The organism is Ancylobacter sp. (genome assembly GCF_965249975.1).
In the GTDB taxonomy this organism is placed as follows: domain Bacteria; phylum Pseudomonadota; class Alphaproteobacteria; order Rhizobiales; family Xanthobacteraceae; genus Ancylobacter.
Map to the genome: position 1 here is coordinate 396585 of NZ_CBDFNE010000018.1, position 14802 is coordinate 411386.

18 protein-coding genes and 1 tRNA gene are annotated in these 14802 nt (G+C 64.5%); 4 read left to right on the plus strand and 15 right to left on the minus strand.

The features are described 5' to 3' along the window. Window positions 1–213: 213 nt before the first annotated feature. Window positions 214–1020 carry an undecaprenyl-diphosphate phosphatase gene (locus ACP2AH_RS14815; RefSeq protein WP_425106500.1) on the plus strand — a complete coding sequence of 269 codons (807 nt, stop codon included), beginning with the start codon at window positions 214–216 and terminating at the stop codon, window positions 1018–1020. Window positions 1021–1096: 76 nt separating this feature from the next. Here ACP2AH_RS14815 and ACP2AH_RS14820 read toward each other — a convergent pair whose 3' ends face one another. Next, complete coding sequence (locus ACP2AH_RS14820) at window positions 1097–2119, minus strand: complex I NDUFA9 subunit family protein (protein ID WP_307022201.1); 1023 nt, start codon at window positions 2117–2119, stop codon at window positions 1097–1099. Window positions 2120–2393: 274 nt separating this feature from the next. Here ACP2AH_RS14820 and ACP2AH_RS14825 point away from each other — a divergent pair. Continuing rightward, window positions 2394–2478 (plus strand) — tRNA-Leu (locus tag ACP2AH_RS14825). An 8-nt stretch (window positions 2479–2486) separates the two neighbouring features. Here the strand turns inward: ACP2AH_RS14825 and ACP2AH_RS14830 are convergent. From ACP2AH_RS14830 to ACP2AH_RS14875, 10 genes are all read right to left on the minus strand, one after another. After that, window positions 2487–3584 (minus strand): tyrosine-type recombinase/integrase, encoded by a 1098-nt coding sequence (locus ACP2AH_RS14830; protein WP_425106501.1) that lies wholly within the window; start codon window positions 3582–3584, stop codon window positions 2487–2489. Between the two features lie 8 nt (window positions 3585–3592). Further along, complete coding sequence (locus ACP2AH_RS14835; RefSeq protein ID WP_425106502.1) at window positions 3593–3784, minus strand: hypothetical protein; 192 nt, start codon at window positions 3782–3784, stop codon at window positions 3593–3595. A 2-nt stretch (window positions 3785–3786) separates the two neighbouring features. Next, window positions 3787–4002, minus strand: a complete 216-nt coding sequence (locus tag ACP2AH_RS14840; protein ID WP_425106503.1) for a phage head-tail joining protein — start codon at window positions 4000–4002, stop codon at window positions 3787–3789. After that, window positions 4002–6065 carry a prohead protease/major capsid protein fusion protein gene (locus ACP2AH_RS14845; RefSeq protein WP_425106504.1) on the minus strand — a complete coding sequence of 688 codons (2064 nt, stop codon included), beginning with the start codon at window positions 6063–6065 and terminating at the stop codon, window positions 4002–4004. Before ACP2AH_RS14845 ends, ACP2AH_RS14840 begins: the two co-directional genes overlap by 1 nt. After that, window positions 6062–7447 carry a phage portal protein gene (locus ACP2AH_RS14850; protein ID WP_425106505.1) on the minus strand — a complete coding sequence of 462 codons (1386 nt, stop codon included), beginning with the start codon at window positions 7445–7447 and terminating at the stop codon, window positions 6062–6064. Before ACP2AH_RS14850 ends, ACP2AH_RS14845 begins: the two co-directional genes overlap by 4 nt. Next, complete coding sequence (locus ACP2AH_RS14855) at window positions 7447–7956, minus strand: hypothetical protein (protein WP_425106506.1); 510 nt, start codon at window positions 7954–7956, stop codon at window positions 7447–7449. The genes ACP2AH_RS14850 and ACP2AH_RS14855 overlap by 1 nt, the downstream gene beginning before the upstream one ends. 82 nt (window positions 7957–8038) lie before the next feature. Beyond that, entirely contained in the window at window positions 8039–8413 is a 375-nt protein-coding gene (locus tag ACP2AH_RS14860) for a hypothetical protein (RefSeq protein ID WP_425106507.1), read from the minus strand. After that, window positions 8410–8589, minus strand: a complete 180-nt coding sequence (locus tag ACP2AH_RS14865; RefSeq protein WP_425106508.1) for a hypothetical protein — start codon at window positions 8587–8589, stop codon at window positions 8410–8412. The genes ACP2AH_RS14860 and ACP2AH_RS14865 overlap by 4 nt, the downstream gene beginning before the upstream one ends. After that, the gene (locus ACP2AH_RS14870) at window positions 8586–8975 is read right to left on the minus strand and encodes a hypothetical protein (protein ID WP_425106509.1); all 390 of its coding nucleotides are present in this window, start codon (window positions 8973–8975) and stop codon (window positions 8586–8588) included. Before ACP2AH_RS14870 ends, ACP2AH_RS14865 begins: the two co-directional genes overlap by 4 nt. Then, window positions 8972–9370 carry a hypothetical protein gene (locus tag ACP2AH_RS14875; RefSeq protein WP_425106510.1) on the minus strand — a complete coding sequence of 133 codons (399 nt, stop codon included), beginning with the start codon at window positions 9368–9370 and terminating at the stop codon, window positions 8972–8974. The genes ACP2AH_RS14870 and ACP2AH_RS14875 overlap by 4 nt, the downstream gene beginning before the upstream one ends. Before the next feature lie 99 nt (window positions 9371–9469). Between ACP2AH_RS14875 and ACP2AH_RS14880 the strand changes: the two genes are divergently transcribed. Next, entirely contained in the window at window positions 9470–9697 is a 228-nt protein-coding gene (locus ACP2AH_RS14880) for a helix-turn-helix domain-containing protein (protein ID WP_425106511.1), read from the plus strand. Between the two features lie 80 nt (window positions 9698–9777). After that, complete coding sequence (locus ACP2AH_RS14885) at window positions 9778–10302, plus strand: hypothetical protein (RefSeq protein ID WP_425106512.1); 525 nt, start codon at window positions 9778–9780, stop codon at window positions 10300–10302. A gap of 37 nt (window positions 10303–10339) precedes the next feature. Here ACP2AH_RS14885 and ACP2AH_RS14890 read toward each other — a convergent pair whose 3' ends face one another. The 4 genes from ACP2AH_RS14890 to ACP2AH_RS14905 are packed head-to-tail and all read right to left on the minus strand — an operon-like array spanning window position 10340 to window position 14763. Next, window positions 10340–11422 (minus strand): SAVED domain-containing protein, encoded by a 1083-nt coding sequence (locus ACP2AH_RS14890; RefSeq protein WP_425106513.1) that lies wholly within the window; start codon window positions 11420–11422, stop codon window positions 10340–10342. A gap of 14 nt (window positions 11423–11436) precedes the next feature. Next, window positions 11437–11871, minus strand: coding sequence for a Mov34/MPN/PAD-1 family protein (locus ACP2AH_RS14895; RefSeq protein WP_425106514.1), 435 nt, complete (start codon window positions 11869–11871; stop codon window positions 11437–11439). Next, on the minus strand, window positions 11861–13570 hold the full coding sequence (locus ACP2AH_RS14900; protein WP_425106515.1) for a ThiF family adenylyltransferase: 1710 nt from the start codon (window positions 13568–13570) through the stop codon (window positions 11861–11863). The genes ACP2AH_RS14895 and ACP2AH_RS14900 overlap by 11 nt, the downstream gene beginning before the upstream one ends. After that, complete coding sequence (locus ACP2AH_RS14905) at window positions 13567–14763, minus strand: nucleotidyltransferase domain-containing protein (RefSeq protein ID WP_425106516.1); 1197 nt, start codon at window positions 14761–14763, stop codon at window positions 13567–13569. The genes ACP2AH_RS14900 and ACP2AH_RS14905 overlap by 4 nt, the downstream gene beginning before the upstream one ends. Window positions 14764–14802 lie beyond the last annotated feature (39 nt).

A 14802-nucleotide genomic window follows, 5' to 3' on the forward strand; every position in this document is an offset into this window, starting at 1 on the left:
GCAACGCCGACCAACGGCAAGGGGAGCCGCCAGTTGAGGCGGATTCATGTCTGCCCGAGGCTGGGGCCGACCGCAACGGAAGTTTATTTGCCGGCCCTTGCCCGGGGCTTCCATTGCGTCACGTTGCGAAGCTGGCGCGAAGCGGACAGGATGCGCCCGCGCCGCCCCGGCGCCCGCCCACCGCTCATCGCCTCTTCCCCACGGATAAGCCTCATGTCATTCGGCACTTTGCTCGAAGCCTTCCTTCTCGGCCTTCTGGAAGGCTTTACCGAGTTCCTGCCCGTCTCCTCCACCGGCCATATCCTGCTCGCCGGGCATTTCCTCGGCTTCGAGAGCGAAGGCAAGGTGTTCGAGGTCGTCATCCAGCTCGGCGCCATCCTCGCCCTGCTCGTGGTCTATTTCCGCCGCTTCTTCGATGTGCTGATCACACTGCCGACGAGCCCGCGCTCGCGCAATTTCGTGTTCGGCATTCTCATCGCTTTCCTGCCGGCCGCGGTCATCGGTGCCTTCGCCCACGGCTTCATCAAGAGCGTGCTGTTTGAGACGCCGGCGCTGATCTGCATCATGCTGATCCTCGGCGGAATCATTCTGCTCTGGGTGGACACGCTGAAGGTGAAGCCGGTGCACACCGACGCCATGGCCTTCCCGCCCCTACTGGCGCTGAAGATCGGCTTCATCCAGTGCCTGGCCATGATTCCCGGCGTGTCGCGCTCGGGCTCCACCATTGTCGGTGGCCTGCTGCTCGGCGCCAGCAAGCCGGCCGCAGCGGAGTTCTCCTTCTTCCTCGCTCTACCAACGATGACCGGCGCCTTCGCCTATGACCTCTACAAGAACCGCGACGCGCTGAACGCCGACGACATGACTCTCATCGCGGTGGGCTTCATCGCCGCCTTCATCGCCGCCCTGGCCGTGGTGCGTGGGCTCATCGCCTTCGTCTCCCGCCATGGCTTCGCACCGTTCGGCTGGTGGCGCATTGGCATCGGCGGGGTGGGCCTCGTAGCGCTGGCGCTGGTCGGGTGACATCCGCACACGCCCCATGAAAAAAGCCGCCGACGCGGACGCGTCGGCGGCTTTTCGTTGGCGGTGTCCGTGTGGATCAGGCGGCTTCCGGCCGGGAGAACTGGCCGGCCTTGCGGTAACGCCAGAGATAGCCGGGCAGGATGCCCCCGAGAGCGCTGGGCGTGATGCCGAGCCCTTCCAGGGTCCGCCCTTCCGCCTTGGCGGCGTCAGAGACCACATTGTCATAGCCGAGGAGACGGACCTGATCGCGGGTCAGCAGCGGATTGGGCAGCATTTCGAGGAAGCGGGCGTTGAAGGCCGCGAGCCCGGCCGGCATCGGCAGCAGCAGGCGCTTGCGGTCAATCTCCGCCAGCAGCAGCTCCATCAGCTGCTTGAAGGTCAGCACTTCCGGCCCGCCGAGTTCATACACCGTGCCCGGCCGCGCCTGACCGTCCACCGCGCGGGCGAACGCTTCGGCGACATCGCCGACGAACACCGGCTGGAAGCGCGTTCCGCCGCCGCCGATCAGCGGCAGCGCCGGGGAGAGCCGCGCCATGGCGGCAAAGCGATTGAAGAAATCGTCCTCCGGGCCGAAGACGATGGACGGGCGCATCACCACCGCGCCGGGAACGGCTTCCAGCGCCGCCGCCTCGCCCGCCGCCTTGCTGCGGGCATACAGCGCATCCGAATCGGCCGAAGCGCCGATGGCGGACATATGGATCAGCCGCGCGCCGACTTCCCGCGCCGCCAGCGCCACCTGCCGCGCGCCGAAATTATGCACCGCCTCGAAGCTCTGGCGGCCGCTCTCATGCAGCACGCCCACGAGGTTGATCACCACTTCCGCGCCTTCCGCCGCCCGCAGCACCGAGGCGGGGTAGCGCAGATTGGCCTGGACGGGGGCGATCTGCCCAACGGCACCGAGCGGCTGGAGATGACCCGCGAGGTCCGGCCGGCGCACGGCCACTCGCACCCGCCAGCCCAGCCGCGCCAAGGCGCGCACCACGTGGCGGCCGACAAAGCCGGAGCCGCCATAGATCGTCACCAGCCGTTCCATCGGCGCCGGGCGCCGGGCCAGTTCAGCCTCGCTCTCCAGCGGCAGTTCCTTCGTGGTGTCGACCATGTGACGTCTCCCGGCCCGGCATTGGCATGCCACGACGATTAGCGCGCCGCTGCGGCAGCGTCCAGCGCTCCGCGTGACAGCGCCCCGGGCTTTTGCGCGCAGGCCGGAGCGGAGGCGCCGCGCGGCGGGCGTTGAGATGGCGCAGCCATCTTTGAGCGGGCCCGCGACAGCGGATGAGCGAGATTTCCACCGCTAGCTTGGCTCTTGTGTGAAAGGTGCGTTGACAAGAGGGAGTCCACCCGACTATCTCTCGCCGCCGTGCCGCAAGGCACATGCCCAGGTGGCGGAATTGGTAGACGCGCACGGTTCAGGTCCGTGTGGGTAACACCGTGGAGGTTCGAGTCCTCTCCTGGGCACCACTCATTTTCTAACCTCGTGATTTTTCTGAGGTTTTAGGCTTCGCGCCCGCACTTCGAGAGAAGGTGCGGGCGTTTTCGTTCTTGGACTGTTTCCTCAGCAGGAGCTGGGCAGCGTCCGTCGCCAGCCGCTTTTTCTCGGCCGTGCGCGTGTAAAGCGCCGCCATCTTGTTCGTCGACCAGCCGAACAGCGCCATCAGCTGACGCTCCGTCGCCCCGTTCTCCGCCGCCCGCGTCGCACCGGCCTTGCGAAGGCCATGAGCCGAGCCCTGACACTTCGCCGCCGTGCAGGCCTGACGAAACCAGTTACCGAAGCTCTCTTTGACGAAGGGCTGGCCGCGCTCCGTCACGAGGAAGGTCAGGTCACCCGTCTTCGTCGCCGCAATGGACCGCGCCAGCGGCTCAAGGATCGGCAGCGTGACCGGCTCGCCCGTCTTCTCCGTCCGCAGCGTGATCAGCCCGTCCTGAACGTGCTGGCGGCCGAGCTTCACGGCGTCGCCCCGGCGCAAGCCGGTATAGAGCAGAATGTCGAAAGCGAGGCGCTGGCGGGTGCCAACCGGCCAGTTCGCTTCGAACCGGGCAAGCTCGTCCTCATTCCACGTGTGGAAGCCGACATCGTCATTGCTGCCCTTGAGCAGCTTCACGCCGATGCAAGGGTTGTCCTTCACCAGATTGCCGTCGCCGGCCGCCCAATCGAAGAAGCCGCGCATGGCTTTCAGGAAGTTGTTCGCGGCGTGCGGGTGCGCCGAGCGGCGCTCGCGGCCCGCAATAATGACCTTCTGGGTGATCTGCGAGAGCAGCTCCTTTCCGGCGGTCTTCTCGACCTGGTGGAAGATGTTCTCGCGCTGCCGGCGCGTCGCCGGCGCCAGTGCCGCCCAAGCCGAGCTGGCGCGATAGCGGGTGATCGCCCATTCGAGCGAGCCGGGCCGCCCGCCCTTCTTCGCCGGCGCGGTGCCCGCAAGAGCCGCCTTGTACTCCTCCCAAAACTCCGCCGAATCATATTCGGCGCGCAGGCGAATGCGCGGCCCGTGATCCCGGCGGACGTACCAAACCGGAATCCCGTGCCGCGAGCGCTCGCGATGGAGGAAAGGGGGGCGCTTCTTCGGCATGCCCTACCTCACAGCACGATTTCATGCTCGGGCTCGGCCGCAAGAGCCGTGCCCGCGTGCTTCTTGTCCAACGGCGCGATAACGATCGTGCCGTCGGGGCGAGCCTCCACTTGAGACTCCTTCTGCATGCCCGCCTGCTTCAGCGCGCGAAGAGCGCGAGCAAGGTCTGCCTGGGTGTGTTTGGCTCCCGTGCGCGCCATCGTCAGAGCCCTTTGCTGGTTGCGAGATAGACGGTCTTTGGCGCGGCGCGGGAGGCGTCGCGGATCTGGCGTTCGAGGTCGGCGATAGCGGCGGCGAACTCGGCATCGGTGCGATAGGTGATCTCGCGGCCGTCGGAGAAGCGCACGCGGCTGGTGCCCTCCGCGCGCATGGCGCGGAGGGCGTCGAGACGCTCGTGCAGGGTGGAGAGGTCCGCCATCACGCGCCCTCGTTCTTGTAGAGGCCGCGGAAGTCGATGACGCCGCAGCCGAAGTCGAGCCCGGCGGCAACCTTGACGGCGCGGGTGTCGAAGTCGATCTCGGTGCGGATCTGCGGCCCCTCGGCGCCGGAGACGTAGCCATAGACGAGGCTGGGGGCAGCGGCCGGATCCGCCACGACGTACCAGACAGTGCCGGTGATATTGGCATCGACCACCAGCTCCATCGTCCCCGCCCACGGGTTCACGTCGCCCGCCTTGGCGGCGGTGATGGCGGCCAGCACCTGGCGGGCGGCAAGCTCGGTGTCCGGCCCGACCACGAGGAAGCGGGGGGCGAGGTTGAGCGGCACCCCGTCGAGGCCGGTCTGCTTGCGCAGCGCCGCGACGGCAAGGGCGACCGAGGCGACCGAGAGGGCGGCGCCGGCAGCGGCCTTATTGCCGTGGTCGGCGTGGAACAGCGCCTTGCCGTCGGAGAGGGCGGCATTGGCGGCGAGCAGGCCATAGACGCGGGCGTTCTCGTCGCTGGCGGCGCGGATGGCGATCATGGAGGAGAAGTCCGCCAGCGCCGAGAGGTCGTCATTGATGAGGGCGCGGCGGCCGATGGCGATGCCGGCATTCAGCTCCTTCGCCCGCACCTTCTCCCGGTTCTCGGAGAGGGTGCCGTACTTCAGCTCACCGCCCTCATTGGTCTCCTGGAAGGTCGGGAAGTCGCCGATGCGCAGGAAGGAATGGTCGCGGAAGTCGGTGAAGGAACGCCGGGCAGCGATAAGGCGATAGGTCGGCTCGGCGGCGGCGTAGTTGGCGAGCAGGGCCTTGTTGGCCGCGTCCGCCAGCAGCAGGGGGAAGTCGCTGGTGGAGTGGGCGCCGACGGCGCGCTCCATCAGCGCGTTCTGGTCGCGCAGGTTGAGCCGCTCGCCGCGCGCCTGGGCGAGGTCGCCGATCATGTCCAGCATGCGGAAGCCGGCATAGGCGCGCGAGCGCCCCTCCAGCTTCACCCGGCCGGGGGCGAGGCGATGGGCGAGAGCCTCGCCCATGGCGGAGCGGATCGCCGCCGGGTCGGTGTGGTCGTTCGTGACGGTCGCCACGGTCGGATGGAAGGTCTGCAGCGGGGCGCTGCGGGCCTGCATGGCGGCGAAGGCGGCCGCGCGGGCGGCGTCGGTGGTGGCGTTGGCGTCGATCTGGCTGTCGATCCAGCCCTGGTCGAGGCCGGCGACGCTGGCGATGGAACGGATCTCCATGTTGATAGCGGCGCGCTCCATGGCGGCCGGCGGGTTGAGGGGCTGGGTTGCGGGAGCGGGCGCGGGCGCCGGCTCGGTGCTGACCGTCATGTCGTGGCTCCTGATGCCTGCATGCGGGTCGGCGGGGACAACGACGAGGCTGGCCTCGATCAGGGTGAAGCGCTCGGCCACCTTCTCGCGGCGGCCGGTCTTGGGGTTGGTGCGCTCGGACCAGCGCTCGACGCCGTAGCCGATGGAGATGCCGAAGGTGGCACCGTCCGACAGCTCGGCGGCGATGCGCTGGGAGCGGGGATTGTGGCGGGAGAGCGTGGCGCGCCCGAGGAGGTCCCCGCCGACCACGCGCAGCGTGTCGACGCTCCCGAGCTGGCGGTCCACGCTCTCCCTTCCATGGCTGTCGAGCAGGGGCACGCGGGCGGGCCAGTCCGGCTGCGACAGGAGGAGAATCTCGTCATAGGGGCCGCGCACGTCCCAGCGCTCGACAGCGGCGCCGGTGGAGAGCACGGCCTCGAAGGTCTGGCTGTCGGCATCCCAGCTGGAGGCGGGGAGCGTCGCGCGGCGGGTGAGGATCTCGGCGGGAGCGGCCGAGCGGGTCTCCACCTTGACCGGGCGGGGCGGCGCCTCAAGGCAGATGCACTCGCCATTGCCGACGCCGACATAAGCCATGCCGTCCTCGTCGGCGATGTCGGCGAGGTGGTCCATGAAGGCGTCCATGGTGCAGCCGAGATGCTTCGGCATGTCGGCGGCCGGGGGCATCATGCCGCGCTGCATCGCGTCGTTCAGGTTGCGCATGCGCGCATGGAACTCGGGGGTGTCGAAATAGCCGTTCATGCCACGGTCTCCTCGATGGGCGCCGGGGCGGCGGCAGGCTTGGCCTTGGCCGGCGCGGCGGTGAAGGTCAGGCCGAGGCTCGCCTCGCGGGCCTTGTCGGCGGCGATCTCGGCATCGAGCGCGCCGACATCCATGCCGCGCGCGGCCACCGCCTCGCGGCGGCTCATCAGCCCGGCATTGATCGCCTCGATCTCCGCCTGCACATCCTTGGCCGGATCCACCCATTGCTGCTTCGGGGTAATCCAGCGCACGGGGAGAAGCTCCTGCGGGCGGGCGGCAAGGCGGCCCTGCAGGCTCTCGATCATCACCCAGCGGCGCCAGATGGGGCGCAGCGCCTGAAAGACGATGACATTGTGCTGAGTCATCTCCACCCGGCGGCGCCACTCGACGAGGCCGGCGCGGATCGAGGAATAGTTGACGCTGGAGAGGTCGCCCGTCAGCACCTCATAGGGCAGGCCGAGCGCGGCGGCGATCTCGTGCAGGGTGATGCGGGCGAAGTCATTGGCCTCCTGCGCGATGGCGGGCGGCGTGGTGGTGCGAACATCCTGCCCCGGCAGCAGGGGCAACAGCGTGCCGGGCTCCATGCCGGCGATGAGGGCGCCCTGCGACACCTCGCCCCCGAAGGGCATCGATCCATCCGGGGTGACGATGAAACCGGTCAGCAGCGCCCCGACCTTCTGGCGTACCAGCTGGGCGCCGTGCCACTCGTCATGCTCGGCCAGCCGCAGGATCGCCGGGGCGAACCACGAGACGCCGCGCACCTGGCCGGGGAAGTCGGGGCGGAACAGGTGCACCACGTCCTCGGCCGGCACCCGCACCGGCTGGAGGTTGAGGCCGAGGCCGATCTCGGGGCGTTCCTTGACGATCCAGTAGGCGACGCGGGAGCCGAACATGTCGAACTCGACGCCATTGACGATGCGCCCGCCCTGGGGGAGCGGGCGGGTGAGCGAAGCATCCAACTGGTCGGGATCGAGCACCCGGATACGCAGGCCGGCCGGGGTGGCGATCAGCAGCGCCAGCGCCTCGCCATCGACCACCATGCCGCCGACCATCAGGGCGGTGAGGCCATAGAAGTCCATCAGGCCGTCGGCATCCGCCTCGTCCGTCCAGTCCGTCCAGCGCCTGGCCAGCGTGCCGGTCACGGCCGGGACGATGCCGGTGCCGACGAGGCTGCTGACATGGGCCGCCTTACCGGCCGCCGCGTGTGGGTTGTTCGCCACGAGATAGCGGGCGCGGTAGGAGAGCGGGGCGCGGGCCTTCTGCGCCGCGCCGTGCTGGTTGGCCGTCTTGCCCCAGCCCGTCGCACGGCGGCCCGTCGCCGCGCCCTCATAGGAACGCGAGCGCAGCCGGTTCATAAGGCGGGAGAGCGCGGCCGGGAACATTACGCCACCTTGGCCAGCGCCGCGTCGATCTTGCGGACATGCTTGGAGAGGTTCACCAGCACGATCTGGCTGGGGGCGGCACCATGCTCGGCGGCCATCACCGCCGTTTCCTTGAGGATGCGGGCGTTCACCTCCTCCAGCGTGCCGCCAATATGGGCGCGGCCCTCCTCGTCACCGCCGAAGATCAGCGCGCCGATCCATATATCGGCGAAGGGCTTGGCCGTCTGCGGGTGCTCGCCCTCAAAGGCGCCGCGCGCATTGGCGAGCAGGCGGGAGGCGGCGACCACATCGAGCTTCATCACGTCGACCAACTCGACCAGGGCCGAGGTAAGGGCGATCTCGGAAGCGCTGTAGCGCGTCCAGCCGCCGCGATCCTCGCCGTCGGGGCCGACGGTGGAGAGGTCGGCGAAGGGCAGGTGATCGCGGCGGCGCAGGGACTTGAAGCGCTCGACCTTGATGCCGAGCGCCTCGCAGGCGGAGCTGATGGTGAAGGGGCGTTCGGTGTCCATGGGGCTCTCTCGAAAACAGGGCTTCGTTGACCCGATTATGCACGCTTCGAAATCGGGGTCAAGTCGGCCCGCTCTTGGATCCCTACTGCGCCGCCAGCAGGGTCCGCGCCCCGGCCATCAGCGCCGCGATCTGCCCTGCGGAGAATCCCGCCGTGCCGCCGCTCTCCTCGCGCCGTGCGCTCACCTCGATCATCTCCAGACAGGCCAGCGCGCCGGCGGGCGAGGTTGTAGGCGTCACGAGCAGAAGGTCCTCCGCCGCTTCAGTGACATCGCAGAGGCGGTCCACCTCGGCGTCCGAGAGGTCGGGGCGGCCGTCGATCATCGCCTTGGCCTCCAGCCATTCCTGCGCGAGGCGCAGCGCCGGATCATGATCGGGCGGAACCGCAAGGCACAGCGCCGCAGCAGGCGTGGCCACCAGAAGCGGGCCGGCGGCGAGAAGAAGCGTTCGCCGGTTCATCGCCGCCCCCATTCCGCGAGATAGTCGATATCGTCTTCGGCCTCGTCGCCGTCTTCCTCGTCGGGGTCGCCGTCCATCTCGTCGAGCAGCCCGATCAGCGCCTCGATGGCGCGCTCGGCCCGCTCGCGCAGGCGCTGGCGCTCCACCATGACGAACTCGCGGGTGTGGGCGTTCATGGCCGCACCTCGCCATGGCGCTGCACCTGGCTAAGCAGCCGTGCGTCGCGCACCTTCACGTCCGCCACCACGATGGCGAGCACATTGTCCTCGAAGGCCTCGCGCGGCACGAGGTGCTCTCCATAATGATTGTTGTCGACGTGCAGCAGGATATGGCCGGGGCCGCCGAGCACGCTGGAGGCGCGGGCGAGCTTGCGCCCGCCAAACACGTCCTGCAGCAGATAAATCCCCTCGCCCTCATAGCGCGTGCAGGGGCGCACCAGCACATGGTCCCACTGGCTGCGCAGCGTCGGCTCCATGGTGTCGCTGGGTACGATCTCCAGCCGCAGCTGGGGCGAGAGCAGCGCCGCCGCCGGCACGAATTGCCCGAACAGGTCGCCGCTCATGCCACCCTCCTGCCGAACCAGTCGGTGGCGGTGCGGCTCTTGAGCCCGGCGGCGAAGCGCGAGCTGAAGGAATTGGCGGTGACGGACACCATGGCCAACTGGCCAGGGGTGAAGCTGCCATCAGCGAAGATCGGCGAGGCGAAGGCCCCCCCGTCCGGCAACTGCAGGATGGGGTGCTGGCTGGCGCCGGGATAGATCTCGGCCAACGCCGTCTCGATCTCCCGCACCGCGCCGGCGATCCGCTCCTGCGGTGAGAGGGACGGCGCCGCGACGCTTGGCGAAGGCGCCGCCAGCGCCAGAACGCCCGCCGGCACGGTCACAAGCGCCGCGCCAAGGCAAAGCGCCTGGCGCCGGCTGGGAACAAGGCTCTCCCGTTCGCGAACATGGCTGTCCATGCGCGTGCTCCTGTGATAAATTGCGAAATCGCGACTGTGTTGCGAATTGTATGAACCAAGATAATCGCAACGTCAATGCGATTTCGCGCGGAATGAGCGATGACGCCTGAGCAGTGTCGAATGGCCCGTGCTGGCCTGGGGATGAGCGTTCGCGATTTGGCAGACCGTGCTCAGGTCTCGACCAATACGATCTCCCGTCTTGAGGCCGGCGAGGAACTGAAGCCACGTACCGTCGAGGCGATCCAGCGCGCGCTGGAGGAGGCCGGGATTGTGTTTATCGACCAGAACGGCAACGGACCCGGTGTCAGGTTGAGAGATCGCACATAGAATGTTGCCGATGGACGTGTAGCTGCCCAGATGGACGGGCCCGCATGTTATGATTTGGTAATTACCGGGGGAGACCGCAAATGTTCCGAGTTGCAGTGATCGGCCTTGCGCTTCTCACATTGCCAAGCAACGCAAAGGCACAGGATGTTTACGAAAAAATTGGATCACAACTTGACGAGATAAACTCGACCCTAAATCCGGACACAACCCATAATGGATATGAGAAAGCTTTTTCTAGCAATCCGCCTGCGACTGGGCTAGTTGGTCAGCAAAAGCCTGTCTCATTATATACATCACCAATGCCTACCGCTACAAGTAACCTAAGTCTTGATCCGGGTTCGTCGGTCAGAATTATTGGTGAGGATGGAAAATATTGGGCTGTAATTCCGGACGGAATTCCAACCAATACTCCATTTTATGTTCCAAAATCGAGCATTAAAATTTCATCAGTACAATCCGTCGCTGAGGGGGCGATGTCGAAAGCGATTGCACAAGTTAGAGATCTCAAGAATGCGATCGCCGGAAGCGGCGTTAGTATCAAGAAATTTAGCGTGAACATCGGCATTCCACCGTCTATTGATATCGAATTTGAAATCGAAAAATAGAAATGATTATTTTTTTAAATCAATAATTTGAATGATTTTAGGAAATTATCTCGGCTAAGCTAAGTCCGGCCACAGGCATTGCGACTCCCCAAGGATGGGGTGGGCTATGGCCGCGTTCATACTGGTAGAGGGTTAGAGCCGGCAGATTTCGCTTATCGTAGGCCATGCCGAACCGCATCACTAGGCTGTTCGGGCCAGCGAAGAACAGGTGCACTTGCTGGACTCCAGAATTTCCAAGACGAACCATCACCTCTAGAAATCTCCGGGCAAGCTCCTGCTGCTTGACCTCTGACCAGTTCGCGTCAGTGGAGGCGCCATCCAGTTCAAGATGCACCAAGGGGACGCCGGTGCCCAACTTCGCGTGGACCCCCGCAACATCGACGATGTAGGACGCCGAGATGGCGACCGCCACGCTTGCGTGTCCGCCGCAAGCTGCGTCGAGGCCTATGACTGAGAACCGCTTGCCGTCATCGGGTGACTCCAGTTCTCGCCACGCCAGCTTATGGCGGTCCCAATCTAGAAGCGCGATGGGTCCTTCGTCATCGACGAGCACGCCGAGAAGGAACGTAAAAGGTACCGGTGCTAAAGCGCCTACAACGTAGGTCACGTCGCGGCGATCGAGTCCCTTCTCGATTGTATTGATCCGGGGCCGGAGAGCGTGCAACTCGGCCAATGCTAAATCCGGCATGACCTGACCATCCGCGCCTTTTCTGAGGTCGAGGATGATCTCCTCCTTCCGCCCCCGTATTGACCGGGGAACGCTTTCGCTGAGTGGAGCGCCGATCCAATCCCGCAGGCCTCGAAGCTCGATGACGATGGCGCGCAATCGGGCACTTGCAGCGAACTCCTTTTGAAGCTGACGAAGTCCGACTGCAACGAGCGTCGCGCCGAGCAGAAGCACCGCATACATGACGATACGGCCAGGCCCATCGACGCTGAAGCTCAGGGCGAACAGGCCCCCGTTAAACGGGAACGAAAGGTTGAAGGCCCAGCCCGCGAGAGCGGCAGTAATGATGACGCCCCCCGTGCCGACGAGACCCAGGCCCGGCGAGCGCACCCGGAAAACGTAGTCGATCGCCGATCGGATGAAGTGTTCAAACAGATCCAGAAGTCGCTTCATAATATGCTAAGCCTTTAACTACTTTGATCGGCGACAAACATAGTGATTGAGTAATCTAACGAAAACCAATGTCGAAGTCTCACAATGAGGAGCGCGGCGAACGTAATGCCTCTCTCGCCTTGGACGAGCGACATCATTGAACTTGAGTCCTCAGTGCTCGGCCGCACGGCAAAGCTCGGATGCGAATGCCATTCGCCAAGATAGTTAAAGCGCGCATAGTTCTCGCCCGTACGTGCGAAGAAATTGGCGAGCGCTTTTTGGTGGTACTCAGGGCTGCGGACAAAATGCGCTGGGCCGCCGGTTTGATCGTCAACCGAGAAGTCGATGATCCTGAAGTGATCGACGCCGATCTGCTCGGCCATGAGGACACCGCCGATCTCGCGCCGGCCCGCTCTCCGAAGGTGAACTTTGAAGCGCCGTTTTACCGCGCCGGATAGTTCAATCTTCATTTGGCGCCTTCGGGAACAGGTGCCCTAGGAAGGCCGTCAGTGCCTCAGCCGCATTCTCATCTACCTGCGGCCCCCACTCGCCTTCGGGAGCGTAGTCGATTGGCCAGGTGTCAAAGGGTCCGCTAAAAATCCACTCCTTGGCGAACCCAGTCACATAGGCTGGCGATGGGAAAGCTGACGCCGGCTGAACGATGAGCTGGTCAACGGCGAAGCGGGTCATGTGCGCGGCTATGAGCGAGACCTCAGCGTCGCTCGCAAGAAGGGGCGCCCCACCCTCTCGTTGACCGTCATAACCACGACGGGGGGCGAGGTCCCAGACCACCCCGCGGTTCGCGTACCAGCCGATGATCTGATTTCTAGCGAGCTGCGGCGGTGGATCTATATTTGGTCTTGCCATCGCAACTAGTCCGCCAATGCCGCCCCCGAAGACCTGTCCCCAGACCATCGGCTTTCGCTCGATCTTCGCCACGGCAGCACAGAGATTGAAGACGTCCGGGTCAGCCGTGGCGTCCACAATGAGATCGCATTTTGCAAGTTGGGACATGGCGCTCGCAGTGCTCTCGGCGCTCTCTTGGCCCCCGATCAAGACCGAGCGCGCATCGACGTCTGCAGCAGGTCTTACTTCGAGAATCCGCTCTCGGAGCGCCCTCGTCTTATGTACGGCGACTGCGCGCAAATCGAGCTCATTGCGTGCCGTATTCTCGGGAAGGAAGAGGTCGGGATCCAGCAGGAGAAAGTTCGCGACACCTGAACGGGTGAGCGAGACAGCGACCTTGGACCCTACCGAGCCGCAGCCAACGATCCCCACACGCTTTTTGCCAATCGCTGCAAACGTTTCAGGAAGCCGCGCCTCTGGCGGGTCAATCGCAATTGTGCGGTAGTCAAGCACCCTAAGCGCATCTGTTACGAAGAACGACGGCAGCCGAATAGCCCTATCGCTAACGAGCACGACGAAGGCGGACAGCCTGCGACCCTCAGCAAACCAAACCCCTAACCCCTGCGCCTCAACGAGCGAGCGTAAGTTATCGGCAGTGAACGACTTTGGCGCCTCTGCGCCGACAGGCAGGCGAATGGCCATCGCCTCGCATTCGCAATGGCTTTCCGTCTGAGCCGGAGCCTCGAAGACTGGCGCCTCCTTTGGTCCCAAGCGGGACAATCCGGCCACATAGGTATCGCCGAATTTGATTTCGCTGACGGCGGCTTGAAGATGCTGACCCGGCTTCAGCGACTGCAGCGCAGCCTTAGCGTCACCCGTCAACGCAAAGCGAAAGGCGTTCCCACGAAGGTTCTGGCCAAGAGACGAGCGATGGGCGGACGGCAGGGGTGGAGCGTCCTCACCCTGCTCGTTAACTAGGAGCCGATAGGCGCTCTCCACCATCATTGCGCCGGTGATGGTCGAGACCCAATTGTCAGCACGGTACTCGAGGCACAGTTCGCCTCCCCGACCGTACTGATGCCCTGAAAGCACAACGTCATCCGTGGGGATGATCGAGGGCGGTAAGTCCGGAAAATAATCGGGATAGCGTAGAGACAGATGAACGCGCGTGTCCGCAACCACAAGGTTGAAATCGGCAACGAGGCGAAGTCCCTTCTCAATTCGCCAAGTCAGCCCTTCAAGCCACCCTCGGCGCTCTTGAAGGTCAGCGAGTTCCGTCCGTTCGCGTTCGGCGCGACTCGTAGAGGTGATCCACCAGATCAAGCGAAGCCCTGCGGTGTGGTCGGCACACGCGCCGTGGCCGGGAAAGAGAGACCAGCGCCAACCGGAGCGAGAGACGCGGCACGCAGCCTTCCACCGCTACTGGACTTCGCAAGCGCTCGCTCAGCGAGCTCGCGTCCGATCGCCGGCGCCGCCGAGTTGGTAATAAGTTGCATATCGGCCTGGACGGCGATGTAAGCGAAGTCCTGCCTGGCCTGTTGCAACCACTCGCGGAAGGCCTTGGCGCGATGCGGATGGCTCTCCCATTTATCAGCGAAATTCTCGAGCGGATCGGTGGGGTTAGGGATGACAAGCTTGCCGCCCACATTGAGGACGAACTGATCCATCGTATTTAGGATAGCCAAAAGAGCCGCGCCGATTGTCTCCTGGCCGCCATAGGCATGGGCAGCGAGGGTCGAGAGGATGATCGAGATCGGTCGATCCTCAGGCTTGCCTGCGAACCGAACGTCGCGATGACGCTTCAAAATCATGATTGCAGCCTGCAAGGGCGTAGTCACTCGGTAGTCGGGAATGTCCTCAACATGCGCCTTGGCAACTTCGGCAAGAATTTGCTTCCGCCGGTTCAAAGCTACGATCATTCGCTGCCTGAACCAGGTGGCGTACGCCTTAGGATTTGAGCGGCACCAGTCGTCGTCAACAATTGTATAGTTCCACCGCTCATTATCGGTGATGGCAACGGCCGTATTAGTGAAGTTCGACGTCTGGCGACTGGCCTCGAGCAACCGTCGCTGGCGGTCAGCGTCCGGAACACAGGGCACAACATCCATGTGGAATTGAGCGCCATCTGCGTAATTCAAGACCCAGCAGCGTCGACCTTCGCGAACCGGTTTCGTCATGTTTTGAGAACGATGATAGGAGCGAATTTCGACCTCAAGCATCTCCTTCAACTTCTTCTGAGAAAGCTGGGAGGTGCGAAGTCGCTGAAGTTCGCAGATCGCGTCAACGTCATAGTCCTCATCCTCGGACGGCGGACGAATGACGGTGCCTAGACGAAAGGACCCCTGCACATAGACCAACGGTTCATAACGAAAGAGCGTGGACTCAGGACGCCCCAGCCAAGTACCGAGAGCTTTGTAGCTCCTCTCCGCCTGCTCGTAGCGGGTGTCGCTGATCGAAAGATCGTCGACCATCGCTTGGAGGTACGCTTCGGCCTGCTGGGTAATGTCCGCTGCCATGGAAAAACTCACAGTGATATTTTACCACATTTTCAACTG

Coding starts and splice junctions, on each gene's coding strand:
- ACP2AH_RS14815 (WP_425106500.1), top strand. CDS start 214: ATGTCATTCGGCACTTTGCTCGAAGCCTTCCTTCTCGGCCTTCTGGAA.
- ACP2AH_RS14840 (WP_425106503.1), bottom strand. CDS start 4,002: ATGGCGGACCTCTCCACCCTGCACGAGCGTCTCGACGCCCTCCGCGCC.
- ACP2AH_RS14880 (WP_425106511.1), top strand. CDS start 9,470: ATGACGCCTGAGCAGTGTCGAATGGCCCGTGCTGGCCTGGGGATGAGC.
- ACP2AH_RS14850 (WP_425106505.1), bottom strand. CDS start 7,447: ATGTTCCCGGCCGCGCTCTCCCGCCTTATGAACCGGCTGCGCTCGCGT.
- ACP2AH_RS14865 (WP_425106508.1), bottom strand. CDS start 8,589: ATGAACGCCCACACCCGCGAGTTCGTCATGGTGGAGCGCCAGCGCCTG.
- ACP2AH_RS14860 (WP_425106507.1), bottom strand. CDS start 8,413: ATGAACCGGCGAACGCTTCTTCTCGCCGCCGGCCCGCTTCTGGTGGCC.
- ACP2AH_RS14905 (WP_425106516.1), bottom strand. CDS start 14,763: ATGGCAGCGGACATTACCCAGCAGGCCGAAGCGTACCTCCAAGCGATG.
- ACP2AH_RS14855 (WP_425106506.1), bottom strand. CDS start 7,956: ATGGACACCGAACGCCCCTTCACCATCAGCTCCGCCTGCGAGGCGCTC.
- ACP2AH_RS14870 (WP_425106509.1), bottom strand. CDS start 8,975: ATGAGCGGCGACCTGTTCGGGCAATTCGTGCCGGCGGCGGCGCTGCTC.
- ACP2AH_RS14835 (WP_425106502.1), bottom strand. CDS start 3,784: ATGGCGCGCACGGGAGCCAAACACACCCAGGCAGACCTTGCTCGCGCT.
- ACP2AH_RS14890 (WP_425106513.1), bottom strand. CDS start 11,422: ATGAAGCGACTTCTGGATCTGTTTGAACACTTCATCCGATCGGCGATC.
- ACP2AH_RS14820 (WP_307022201.1), bottom strand. CDS start 2,119: ATGGTCGACACCACGAAGGAACTGCCGCTGGAGAGCGAGGCTGAACTG.
- ACP2AH_RS14875 (WP_425106510.1), bottom strand. CDS start 9,370: ATGGACAGCCATGTTCGCGAACGGGAGAGCCTTGTTCCCAGCCGGCGC.
- ACP2AH_RS14845 (WP_425106504.1), bottom strand. CDS start 6,065: ATGAACGGCTATTTCGACACCCCCGAGTTCCATGCGCGCATGCGCAAC.
- ACP2AH_RS14830 (WP_425106501.1), bottom strand. CDS start 3,584: ATGCCGAAGAAGCGCCCCCCTTTCCTCCATCGCGAGCGCTCGCGGCAC.
- ACP2AH_RS14885 (WP_425106512.1), top strand. CDS start 9,778: ATGTTCCGAGTTGCAGTGATCGGCCTTGCGCTTCTCACATTGCCAAGC.
- ACP2AH_RS14895 (WP_425106514.1), bottom strand. CDS start 11,871: ATGAAGATTGAACTATCCGGCGCGGTAAAACGGCGCTTCAAAGTTCAC.